This is a genomic window from Pseudomonas sp. SDO5522_S412 (genome assembly GCF_054071215.1).
On record NZ_JBSVWQ010000008.1, the window covers coordinates 1 to 12,304 of the forward strand.

10 protein-coding genes are annotated in these 12,304 nt (G+C 61.1%); all 10 read right to left on the reverse strand.

Features of this window, described 5'->3' with window-relative positions; all coding sequences use genetic code 11:
• Positions 1-88 precede the first annotated feature (88 nt).
• Positions 89-1,792, reverse strand: coding sequence for an AMP-binding protein (locus ACW9I6_RS03565; protein ID WP_457338904.1), 1,704 nt, complete (start codon positions 1,790-1,792; stop codon positions 89-91).
• Positions 1,793-1,823: 31 nt separating this feature from the next.
• Complete coding sequence (locus tag ACW9I6_RS03570; RefSeq protein WP_177123338.1) at positions 1,824-3,122, reverse strand: acetyl-CoA C-acetyltransferase; 1,299 nt, start codon at positions 3,120-3,122, stop codon at positions 1,824-1,826.
• Positions 3,119-4,009, reverse strand: a complete 891-nt coding sequence (locus tag ACW9I6_RS03575; RefSeq protein WP_087694128.1) for a MaoC/PaaZ C-terminal domain-containing protein — start codon at positions 4,007-4,009, stop codon at positions 3,119-3,121. Before ACW9I6_RS03575 ends, ACW9I6_RS03570 begins: the two co-directional genes overlap by 4 nt.
• 2 nt (positions 4,010-4,011) lie before the next feature.
• Positions 4,012-5,355: a 3-oxoacyl-ACP reductase gene (locus ACW9I6_RS03580; RefSeq protein WP_177050055.1), complete on the reverse strand. Its 1,344-nt coding sequence runs from the start codon at positions 5,353-5,355 to the stop codon at positions 4,012-4,014.
• Positions 5,356-5,515: 160 nt separating this feature from the next.
• Complete coding sequence (locus ACW9I6_RS03585) at positions 5,516-8,053, reverse strand: acyl-CoA dehydrogenase (RefSeq protein ID WP_457338905.1); 2,538 nt, start codon at positions 8,051-8,053, stop codon at positions 5,516-5,518.
• A 262-nt stretch (positions 8,054-8,315) separates the two neighbouring features.
• Positions 8,316-9,758, reverse strand: a complete 1,443-nt coding sequence (locus ACW9I6_RS03590) for an outer membrane protein transport protein (RefSeq protein ID WP_008437147.1) — start codon at positions 9,756-9,758, stop codon at positions 8,316-8,318.
• Positions 9,759-9,865: 107 nt separating this feature from the next.
• Positions 9,866-10,360 (reverse strand): hypothetical protein, encoded by a 495-nt coding sequence (locus ACW9I6_RS03595; RefSeq protein WP_008437146.1) that lies wholly within the window; start codon positions 10,358-10,360, stop codon positions 9,866-9,868.
• A 103-nt stretch (positions 10,361-10,463) separates the two neighbouring features.
• Positions 10,464-10,979 (reverse strand): alkane oxidation protein activator PraB, encoded by a 516-nt coding sequence (praB, locus tag ACW9I6_RS03600; RefSeq protein ID WP_087694131.1) that lies wholly within the window; start codon positions 10,977-10,979, stop codon positions 10,464-10,466.
• Between the two features lie 148 nt (positions 10,980-11,127).
• A complete protein-coding gene (gene praB / locus ACW9I6_RS03605) occupies positions 11,128-11,643 on the reverse strand; it encodes an alkane oxidation protein activator PraB (protein ID WP_008437145.1) in 516 nt (171 codons plus the stop codon).
• Positions 11,644-11,774: 131 nt separating this feature from the next.
• Entirely contained in the window at positions 11,775-12,269 is a 495-nt protein-coding gene (gene praA / locus ACW9I6_RS03610; protein ID WP_008437144.1) for an alkane oxidation protein activator PraA, read from the reverse strand.
• Positions 12,270-12,304: the final 35 nt, after the last annotated feature.

The following is a 12,304-nucleotide window of genomic DNA, read 5'->3' on the forward strand; positions in this document are numbered from 1 at the left end:
GCGGTCTGTTAGTCAACATCTCAATCGACTGTTCCACCGCATTCGCGAGCAAGCCCGCTCCCACATTTTTGACCGCGTTCACTCAGGCTTAGCGCAGTGCCCGGCGCAACACCTTGCCCACCGTCGTCTTGGGCAACTCTTCAGTACGAAACTCGACAAACCGCGGCACCTTGTACCCCGTCAAATATTCCCGGCAATGCGCCAGAATCTGCTCCTGGGTCAAGCTTGGGTCCTTGCGCACCACGATGATTTTGACCCGCTCGCCGGTCACCCCATCCTCAACCCCGATCGCCGCCACTTCCGCCACGCCCGGATGCAACGCCACCACGTCTTCGATCTCGTTGGGGTACACGTTGAACCCGGACACCAGGATCATGTCTTTCTTGCGGTCCACCAGGCGGATGAAGCCCTGCTCATTCATCACCCCGATGTCCCCGGTAGACAGCCACCCTTCGGCATCCAGCACCTCGGCGGTTTCCGCCGGGCGTTTCCAGTAACCCTGCATCACCTGCGGGCCGCGTACTTGCAGTTCGCCCTGCTCGCCCAGTTCCGCCAACTCACCGTCCTCACGAATGAACCGCACCCAGGTCGACGGCAACGGCACGCCGATGCTGCCAGTGAATTCCATCTCGCGCATGCGTGAGATGTCGATGGGGCTGATGCTCACCACCGGCGAACATTCAGTGAGGCCGTAGCCTTCGATGATCGGCAAGCCGGTGACTTCCTTCCAGCGCTTGGCCACAGCGGTATGGGTGGCCATGCCGCCGGCGATCACCATGCGCAAATCGGAAAAATCCCGGGCGCAGAATTCCTTGTTTTCCAGCAGGCCGTTGAACAGCGTATTCACCCCGGCAATCCCGTTGAAACGCTCCTTGCGCAGAATCATCTGCACCCGCTTCACATCCCGTGGGTTGGCGATCAGGATGTTGCGCCCGCCCAGGCACATGAACATCAGGCAGTTCACCGTCAGGGAAAAGATGTGGTACAGCGGCAGCAGGGTGACGTTGGTTTCCTGCTGGTTCTGATCGAGCTGATCACCGACCCACGCCTTGGCCTGCAACAGGTTGGCGATGATGTTGCGGTGGCTGAGCATGACGCCCTTGGCATCGCCGGTAGTGCCGCCGGTGTATTGCAGGAAGGCCAGGTCTTCGCGGTTCATCGGCACGGCGAGATGGGTTTGTCCGCGTCCCTGTTTCAACACCTGGTTGAAACGCACGGCCCCCGGCAGGTTGAAACGCGGCACCTGCTTCTGCACGCTGCGCAGGATAAAGTTCATCGCCGCGCCCTTGAAGGTGCCGAGCAGGTCACCGATGGCCGCGATCACCACACGTTTGACGGTACTGGCGGCCACCACCTTCTCCAGGGTGTGGGCGAAGTTTTCGAAGATCACCAGGGTCTCTGCGCCACTGTCCTTGAGCAAATGCTGCAGCTCCCGGGCGGTGTACAGCGGGTTGACGTTGACCACCACCGCACCCGCGAGAATCGTGCCCAGCAGGCAGATCGGGTACTGCAAGCAGTTGGGCATCATCAACGCCACCCGGTCGCCCTTCTTCACACCCTGGGCTTGCAGCCACGCAGCAAAGGCGATGCCCTGCACCTCCCAGTCGGCGTAGGTCATTTCGGTGCCGATGCTGACGTAGGCCACGCGGTCGCGGAATTTTTGCAGGTGCTCCAGGAACACCTCGCGCAACGACGGGTAATCCTCGATGCCGGCGTCGATGTCTGCCGGTACGCCGGGCAGGTAAGCGTTCAACCAGAGGCGTTCGGTCTGTTCCAGGCTTACAGCGTTCATGGCAGTCTCCTTGTTGTTTTTATGGTGGGAACTACTTTTCGACGATAGCGGTAATGCCCAACCCACCCGCCGCGCAGATCGAAATCAGGCCGCGGCCGCCGCCACGCTGGTGGATCGCCTTGGCCAGTGCCGCGAGTTGCCGGCCACCGGTGGCGGCGAAGGGGTGGCCGCAGCCGAGGGAGCCGCCGTTGACGTTCATTTTGCTGCGGTCGATGCTGCCCAGCGGCGCGTCGAGACCCAGGCGGTCGCGGCAGTAATCCGGATCTTCCCAGGCCTTGAGGGTGCACAGCACCTGGGCGGCGAAGGCTTCGTGGATCTCGAACAGATCGAAGTCGGCGAACGTCAGGCCCTCGCGCTTGAGCATGCGTGGCACGGCGTAGGCCGGCGCCATCAGCAGGCCTTCGGTGCCGTCGACGAAATTCACCGCAGCGGTTTCACCGGTTCGCAGGTACGCCAATACGGGCAAGCCGCGCTCGGCGGCCCATTCCTCGCTGGCCAGCAGCACCACCGACGCGCCGTCAGTCAGGGGCGTGGAGTTGCCGGCGGTGAGCGTGCCGTTCTGGCGGTCGTAGGCCGGGGACAAGCCGGCAAGTTTCTCCAGGCTGGCGTCGGCCCGCAGGTTGTTGTCCCGGGCCAGGCCGCGATACGGGCTGATCAAATCATCGAAGAAACCCTGCTTGTACGCCGCATCCAGCCGCTGGTGGCTGGTGAGGGTCAACTCGTCCTGGGCCAGGCGCTTGATCTGCCAGCGCTTGGCCATTTCCTCGCAGTGTTCACCCATGGACAAGCCGGTGCGCGGCTCGCCATTGCGCGGCAGCAGCGGCTTGAAAAACATCGACGGGCGCACCCCCACCAAGGCCTTCAACCTGGCGCCGGTGCCCTTGGCGCGGTTGGCTGAAAGCAAGGTGCGGCGCAGGGACTCGTTGATGCCGATGGGCGCGTCGGAGGTGGTGTCGGAACCACCGGCAACGCCCACTTCGATCTGCCCAAGGGCGATCTTGTTCGCCACCAGCAACGCCGCTTCCAGGCCGGTGCCGCAGGCTTGTTGCAGGTCGTAAGCCGGGGTTTCGGGAGACAGTGTGGTAGACAGCAGGCTTTCCCGGGCCAGGTTGAAATCCCGGGAGTGCTTGATCACCGCACCCGCGGCAAACTCGCCCAGGCGCAGGCCGTGAAGGTTGTAGCGGTCCACCAGGCCTTGCAGGGCGGCGACCAGCAGATCCTGGTTGCTGTCATGGGCGTACACAGTGTTGGAGCGGGCGAACGGGATACGGTTGCCGCCGATAATCGCCACGCGGCGCGTCGGGGCCGGGTTGAAACTGTAGTCACTCATCGATCGGTCTCATTCCAGATAAACAGCCCACGCATATGGGGTTTGTCACCGGCGAAATTACGCACTTCAAACTCACGGCGCGGGCCGGTTGGCGGAACGTTCCACAGCGCCACCTGGCCGGGCAGGAAGATCGGCAGCTTGAAGTCGCAATGGGCCTCGGCCTGGTCCAGTCCGCCGGGGGGTTGCTGGGCGGCCAGGGCGCGGCCAAGGGTCCACATGCCGTGGGCGATGGCCCGGCGAAAGCCGAAGAGTTTGGCGCCAATCACCGAGGTGTGAATCGGATTGAAATCCCCCGAGACCCTGGCGAAACGCCGCCCCAGATCCGCCGGCAGCACCCAGCGTTGAGTGCGCAGCAAACCTTCTTCCTGCAAGGGCAACGCGTCGTCCCACGGCTCGCCAACCGGCGCGTTTACGTCACGGCGCAGGTACAGGCTGTCGCTCTCCCATATCAGGGCGCCCGCGCTGTAGCCACGGGTGGCGATGCTCAGGGCCTGGCCCTTGGGATGGGCGACCCAGCGTTCGCAATACACCTCCAGGCGCAAGGCCTGGCCCGCCTCCAGCCGTCGATGCTGGCGGATGCGATTGGCCAAATGCACCATGCCGCTGGCCGGGTACGGGAAACTCGGGCGGGTCAGCAGCATCAGGTGCAAGGGGAACGCCAGCACATGGGGATAGGACAGCGGCACGCCTTGCTCATGGCGGAAACCACAGGCCCGACCGTAAGCCGCGATCCCTTGGGCAGACAGCTCGACGGCCGAACGCACCAGGCGTTCTTTCGGCAACGTCGGCTCGCCTTCCAGCTTCGGTTTGCGCAGCCCCAATACCCCGTCCAGCAACAGCCGCGAGCGCGAGGGCGGCGGGTCAATAATCTGCGTCACATAGTCCATGCTCAGGCTCCCAACAGGCTTTGGCCGCAGACCCGCACCACCTGGCCATTGACCCCGCCGGATGCCGGATGCGCCAGCCAGGCGATGGTTTCTGCCACGTCGATGGGTTGCCCGCCCTGGGACATCGAGTTCATCCGCCGCCCCGCTTCGCGAATCATCAGCGGGATCTTCGCGGTCATCTGGGTTTCGATAAAGCCCGGTGCCACGGCATTCACCGTCACTTGCTGCGCCGCCGCCTGCGGGGCCAGGCCTTGTACCAGGCCGATCACCCCGGCCTTGGAGGTGGCGTAGTTGCTTTGCCCGAGGTTGCCGGCGATACCGGAAATCGATGAGACACACACGATCCGCCCGCCCGGATTCAGGCCCTGGCTTTCCAGCAGCGCCGTGCTCAGATGCAACGGTGCTTCCAGGTTGACCGCCAGTACGCTGCGCCACGCGGTCTCAGTCATCTTGGCGATGGTCTTGTCGCGGGTAATCCCGGCGTTGTGCACCACCACGTCGAATGCACCGTGTTGGCTGACATGGGCGTGCAACTGCTGCGCGGCATCGGTGGCGGTGATGTCCAGCGCCAGTGCGGTGCCTGCGACACTGCCGGCCGCCTGTTGCAGCGAATCCTGGGCCTGGGGCACATCCACGCAGACCACATGGGCTCCATCGCGGGCCAGCACCTGGGCGATTGCCAGGCCGATGCCACGGGAGGCGCCGGTGACCAGGGCACGGCGGCCGCCGAGGGGTTTGTCCCAGTTGATTTCGGTTGGGCTATCGACGGTTTTTTCGAGGCGCACCACCTGCCCCGAGACATAGGCCGAGCGCCGCGACAGGAAGAACCGCAGGCTGCTTTCCAGCCCGTCCTCGGCACCCGGTGCGACGTAGATCAACTGCACGGTGATCGCCCGGCGCAACTCCTTGGCCAACGAACGCACCAGGCCCTCAAGGGCACGCTGGGCAATGGCCTGGGGCAGGTCCTTGCACTGCTCCGGCGCGGTGCCGAGCACCACCACCCGGGCGTGCTGCCCAAGGCGCCTGGCGTTGGCGTGGAAGAATTCGTAGAGCTCGTCCAACTGCTTGAGGTCGGCGATGTCGCTGGCGTCGAACACCGCGCCCTGGACCTTGACCGTGGAGGGCGCCTTGAGGGTCGCAGCGGTGGCGGTCACTGTATCGGTGGCGGTGAAGATGCGCTGGATTTGCGCCCCCAGGCGCCCTACCCCCGCGACGATTACCGGGTTGGCCAGGCCTTGCTGGCCGCTGCGGTGACGTTGCAATGCCAGGGGTTGGGGCAGCCCGGCAGTGCGGGCCAACCAGGCTCCCCAGGGGGAATTGACGAAAGAGAGGTAGCTGTCACTCATGGATAAATTCACTCACAAACACGGTGTTGCCATGGAAACCCGATCCTTGTAGGAGCTGGCTTGCCTGCGATTGCGGTGTGTCAGCCAACACATCTGGCACTGAACCAACGCTATCGCAGGCAAGCCAGCTCCTACAGGGGTCGTGTTCCTCCAGTTCCAGTCAGTTGACCGGCGCGTTTTCGCCTTGGTTGGCGCGGCGTCTTGCGCTCGGTTTGGCGGCCTGTTCCAGCGCCTGCTGGCGCTGTTGCAAGGCTTCCAGCAAACCGAAGTCCTGCGGGAAGTCGTCCACCTGGATCGCGTGATCGCCATATTCCACATAGCGCGCGAGCAAGCTGTCGTCTTCCTCGCTGATCAGGTCCAGCGCCCGCGCCTTGACTCGCCACGGAGTAAACGCCGCACTGGAAATCGGCATTGGCTCGATCAGGCCTTGCTTGATCGCCCCCTTGAGCCGCGCCTCGATCAGCTCCACTTGCGGCAACAGGCGCAAGGCCAGCTCGCCGTAAGCCAGCTTGTCGATTTCCGGCCGAGGAATGTAGGAATTGCCCAGCAAGCGGTCGCGGGTTTCCCCCGGCACCTGCACCAGCTCCGCCACTTGCGCCAACAGGCGATCCGACGGTTTGCGCTGTGGAATACCGAACGGGAACGTCAAGCCACGCACCACCGCCGCCGCGGCTTTCGACGGGTAGTTGTCGAGCACTTCGGCCAGGGCCTCATGGGCGCGCAGCAACGCGTCCTGGGCCGCCCAATGCACCAGCGGCAAATCTGCCTGTGGCCGGCCATCATCCTCAAAACGCTTGAGCACGCAGGACAGGATGTACAGCTGGGACAGAATGTCCCCCAGCCGCCCGGTGATGCTTTCCTTGCGCTTGAGGGCACCGCCCAGCACGCCCATGGAAATGTCCGAGATCAACGCCAACACCACCGACAGCCGATTGGCCTGGCGGTAGTAGGACGCCAGCGCCGGATCGGTCTTGCCCGGCACGGAAATCAGCCGTCCGCCCGTCAGCGAATACACTGCGGCACGCACGGTATTGGCCAGCACGAAGCTCAGGTGACCGAACATTGCGCTGTCGAAGTCCACCAGGGCCTTGCGCCGGTCCGTATTGCGCGCCGCTTCCATCTCGCGGAACACATACGGATGGCAGCGGATCAGGCCCTGGCCGTAGATGATCAGGCAGCGAGTCATGATGTTCGCGCCCTCCACCGTGATGGCGATGGGGCTTTGCTGGTAGGCCCGGGCGAGGAAGTTGTTGGGCCCCATGCAGATGCCCTTGCCGGCCACGATGTCCATGCCGTCGTTGACGATGATCCGCGCCCGCTCGGTAACGTGGTATTTGGCGATGGCCGAGATCACCGAGGGTTTTTCACCGGCATCCAGTGACGCTACCGAGACTTTGCGCACCGCGTCGCAGGCATACAGATGCCCGGCCATGCGCGCCAGGGGCGCCTGCACGCCTTCGAACTTGCCGATGGGCAGGCCGAATTGCTTGCGCATCGCCGCATAAGCGGTGGTGCCGCGCACAGCCACCTTGCCCAGGCCGACGTTGGCCGACGGCAGGGAAATCGCCCGGCCAGCCGCCAGGCATTCCATCAGCATGCGCCAGCCGTTGCCGACTTGCTCGCGGCCGCCGATCACCCATTCCAGCGGGATAAACACATCCTTGCCGGTGGTCGGACCATTCTGGAATACCGCGTTGAGTGGCCAGTGACGCCGGCCGCTGTTCACCCCCGGATGGGTGGTGGGGATCAACGCGCAGGTGATGCCCAGGGAACCCGGCTGGCCGAGCAGACCGTCCGGGTCTTCGGCGCGGAAGGCCAGGCCGAGCACGGTGGCGATTGGGCCGAGGGTGATGTAGCGCTTGTCCCAGGTCACACGGAAACCCAGCACTTCCTCACCTTCGTGCATGCCCTTGCAGACGATGCCCAGGTCTGGAATCGCGCCGGCGTCGGAGCCGGCATACGGGCTGGTCAGGGCGAAGCACGGGATGTCTTCGCCCCGTGCCAGGCGTGGCAGGTAGTAGTTGCGCTGGGCGTCGGTGCCGTAGTGCAGCAGCAGTTCGGCCGGGCCCAGGGAGTTGGGCACCATCACTGAAATCGCCGCCGCCGAGCAGCGGGTCGAGAGCTTCATCACCACTTGCGAATGCGCATAGTGGGAGAAGCCTTTGCCGCCGTACTGCTTGGGAATGATCATGCCGAGGAAGCCGGCATCCTTGGTGTACTGCCAGCCTTCGGGGGACATGTCTTGCCAGACCTGGGTGGTTTCCCAGTCGTTGGACATGTCGCACAGGGTCTCCACTTCGTTGTCGAGGAAAGCCTGTTCTTCAGCGCTGAGGCTGGCGGGTGCGGCTTGCAGCAGGCGTTCCCAGCGGGGTTTGCCGCTGAACAGCTCGGCGTCCCACCACACGGTGCCGGACTCGATGGCAGCACGCTCGGTGTCGGACATCGCCGGCATGATGCCGCGAAAAAGGCCCAGGGCCTTGCTGGTCAACAGGGTGCGGCGCAGGGGTTTGATCGTCAGCAGCAGCGCGGGCAACACCACCAGCACCGCCACCACGCCGGCGCCGAAACCGGCGACTGCGTTGAACAGGTAACCGGCCGCCAGCCAGGCCAGGCCGGCACCCAGCCAGAGGGTGGCAGCGGCTTGTCGATACGCCAGGGCAATCGCTGCTGCGAGTCCCGCCAATAACCAGATAACCATGGGGATACCTCTACTCAATTCAGGGTACGGCCAACGCCCGGGCAGATCGGAATGACCTGTGACGTAAAGCCACACTACAAACTTGAAAAGATAAATTCAAATTTTGTTTTGAAATTTTTATTTAATGCTTGGACGAAAAAATCAAGGGCTGAGCAAGTCAGCCTGGTGGATCAAAGGGAGCACGTGAGAAATGCCGGAAGAGCAGCAAGATGCGCTTGCTGCCCTCCTTTATCGGCTAGTCAATTCACTTCACTGCACGCGATCAGAACGCGTAAGTCGCTGATAGGCTGACCACCTCCCCTTTGCTGTCGACCTTGCCATCCAGGCGTGCGCCGCCGAGACGATCGACGTTCTGCGTCTTCAACTTGACCTCTTCCACAAACTGCCGGGAGTACGCACCGTCCAGGGTCAGCCCCGGAATAGCTCTTACGGCGTAGCTCAGCCCCAGGGAAGCAAACCAGCGGTCACCGTCAGGAATACGTGGGTCACGTGTGGAGTTACGGGTTGGAGTCTGGTCATTGGCGACACCGGCACGCACGGTCCAGTCGTCGGTGAGTTTGTAGTCACCGCCCACCGACAGCATCCAGACGTCACGGTACTTGTAGGGAATCGACACGATGGTGCTGCCGTCGGACTTCAGGGTCAGGTCCTTGAACGAAGACCATTGCGTCCACATGGCGCTGACACCCAGGGTGAAGCGGTCGTTGAACACGTGCACCCAATCAATCGCGGCATTGGCCGGAATATCCAGCTGGGTTGAGGCGTTGGCGCCATCCGGGTACAGATGCAGGCCCGGGTACGCCTGCTCTACCAGGGTTTTGCCGAAAGCAGGGTTGATATCGGTCATCAGGCTTCTGGAGCCGTCATCGGCATAGATATTGTAGTTACCCTCCAGCTTGTTCTTGATCTTGGCGTGGTAGTTCAGGCCAACAGTATCCTGCAGCGTCGGCTTCCAGACCACGCCGGCAAACCAGCCGACAGAGGTGTTATCTACCTTGACCCGCATCAAGGCATGCCCAACCCCTGAAGGAAAGGGTGCACCGCCCAATCCTGGCGACAAGGCCGCCGCTGCCAGCAGGTCGACGTTCTGGCTGACAAAGCCACTACTGTGCTGCACGATGGCGCCACCACCAATGGAGAACTGGTCGTTGACCTTGAACGACAGCGAGCCCGTCACACCTACCGTTTCGATCTTGGTGTCGACGGCGAAGTCGCGACCCTTCCAATCCGGGTCCCAGGTACTTTTCATGCCTTGAGGGACAACAGCGCTAAAGCCGAGCGCAAAACGGTCATTGAGCGGAATCACCGCAAAGCCGGTAGGCAGCCAAGCGGTGAAGCCTGCTTCGCCGCCGTTGCCTGTGCGCGGGGTTGAGGTAGGTATACCTGTCAACGGATCAATGACGCTGGAACTGCTCGGATCTCCCTTGTAGTCGTAAGCACTGCCCTTGTACTTGATATTGACGCGGGCGTAGTCGACGGTTTGCTGCACGATAGTGTGATCAATAAATGCCATGGCAGCCGGGTTGTTGTACGCAGCTGAAGGGTCATCCTTGAACAGCGAACCACCACCAAAGGCACGGCCCCAGCCCTGCGCGCCATAGGTCGGGGTAGCAAAACCACCTGCCTGCGCCGGAGCGGTAATCATCAGCCCCCCCAGCAATGCGAGCCCCAATACAGCCTGCACCTGTTGTTTTTTATTATTCATGCGGCACTCCTTATTGTTATCAAACTGAGCCTGCTCGAGCCGGCTCGTCTTGCTGCTTCGTTTGCCCGTTCAGGGGCATATTTCAACCTTTGATCTGATGATCAAGTTCAAGGACTAATCGTGAGGACTGGCGAAGGCTTGAAACTGAATGCCGTGATTCGGCAGCTGTCGCTTACGGTGTGAGGGCTAAGGAGGCTAAAGGTGTTATCAGCAGCACTCCATTGCGTGGTCAACGTACTTGGAGACGCGCACGTGTCGGAGAAGAACTTCTCGGCGAAACCTGAAAGTGTTGCGGTGCTGGCATTCGTCGGTACGAGGGTCCACGGCAGATTAAGCGGCCCGGAAACTCCGCACAGTGCGTTGCCCGTAAAAGTGGCACCGGTGATGGTCGCACTTGAACCGTCGGAAGCGACCTTTCCGGTCAGCGCGACTGTGCAAGGGACGGGTGTCCATACCAAAAGTTTTACTGCGGTAGAGATCGAGCCAGTGGCAGTAAATGCGGCGCCCGCCTGGGCAAACGATGCCGCGTGGGTCATTGAGGATGTGAATGCCAGGCCAAGCAGCAGCGCAGTTAGAGAAATACGTGTGGTAAGGCTTTGCATTGTCTTAGTCCCCAGACTTTTTATTGTTATCCACCGGCTCCGCCGGCATCAGTTACATGGCCAGACACCTCGCCTGAGGCGCAAGCCGATCAAAATTCGTTTATCAAGGATTTATCATCAGGTATGGCATTGCGAAGCGCATCGACACAACTTCACAGCTACCGGGAAGTACCTGATTGATTGCATAGAGATTTAAGCCATCGGTGTTATTGAAGAGAGAAACGCTAATAGTTGCAGGACCGCAGTTAGTACCAGGAATAATTGGCGGAAGGCTCGCCACAGTGAAACTGACATTAGATAATGCGCCGAAAGCACTGGCTGTTGGACTCAATACCCATGGCAAGTTACTGACACGATACATGGCACACAGGGCGTTGCTGCCAGCGATATAAACACTGGTCAGACTTGCCGTGGAACCATCGTGGGATACCCGCCCAACAAACTGGATATTACACGTTACAGGTGTCCTCATCGAAGACGGCGACTTCAGCGTCAGGGTGCCGTTAACGGTGGTAAATGATTGGTCGGCAGGAATGAAAGACGCCGCGTTGGCCATCGAAGCCGCACAAATGCACATTGCAACAGCAGTAGCACCCACGAACGTTTTCAAGCTTTCCATGTTTTTCCACCTGTCTGGTGACGTATTCACCAAGCGCAATGAACGGTGTTGTCAGCCGATCCGTTGGCTGTCCATCCCTGAACAAGCGCCTCTCGCGAGGCGCCTGCCTTCCATCGGGGTGATCAACCCTTTTTACGGAGTACGCCTATCAAGGAATTACCACGGCACCCGGTGCGGTGAGGCTCAGCGACACCACGGTGCAACTGCCGGTCAGCGTCTGGTTGGTTGCAGTGATCGTGCTGGAAGCTGGGCTGGCAGTTGACGCCAGGCCCACGGCAATAGTGGTCGGGCCGCAGTTGGTGGCAGGAATGATTGGCGGTGCACCTGCGATGGTGTAGCCAACGTTGGTCACGGTACCCGCAGTAACGGAGGTAGCCGATAGTTTCCATGGCAGGTTAGTCATCTTGGGCAATGCGCACAGGCTGTTGGAACCCGATACGGTGGCGCTATTGATATTGGCAGTACCATCGGCGTTAACAACACCCTGGAAAAGAATGTTGCAAGTCACTGGCTGCTGAAACGACGACGGCGATTTGACCGTAATGCTGCCGTTAGCGGTGATGCTTGCACCAATAGGGCTGAAAGACGCCGCACTGGCCATCGAAGCAGCACCCATGCAAACAGTCAAAGCAGTCAAAGACACGAGGGTTTTCAAGCTTTTCATTATTTTTCCTCACATGTTATGGCGAGTCATTTCGCCAGGGGTAATGGCCATGATCGAGAGGTCACGGTGAATCTGCAGAACTTCCCTTTCCAGCCAAATTTCAATTCAATTACCGCTACAACATCCCACTGTTACTCAACAACTTTGAAACTCGGCGGCATCTTGATCGACACCGTCTTGATCTTGCAGTCTTCGCCGATAGGCACATTCGACGCTTCCAGCTTGCCGGTGGCGTTATCCCAGGTTCCATCGGCAGTAGAAGGCCCGCACTTGCCGCCCAAACCAAAGGCATGCACATCCACGGCGATCTTCGACATCGAGCCGCTCCTGGTATCTTTAGCCACCAATACCCACGGCAAGTTGATGGCTTCGACCCGGCTGCACTTGAGGCCGCCGTCGAACTCAACTTTGTCGACATTTACTGACGACCCATCCGCCGCCACTTTGCCGGCGACCTTGATGGTGCAATCCGCGCTGATCAGCGCGCCTTTGGAAAAGCTGATGGGGCCCTGGGCAGTAAACGCGCTGCCGGCAGGTTCGATACGGGCGGCCTGGGCCTGGTGGTAAACGATCAGGCCCAGGGCGGCCAATACAATGTGCGTGGTGAACTTGGCAGGGGTTTGCATGGTGTACGTCCTTCCCTTAATTTTATTTTTGTTCG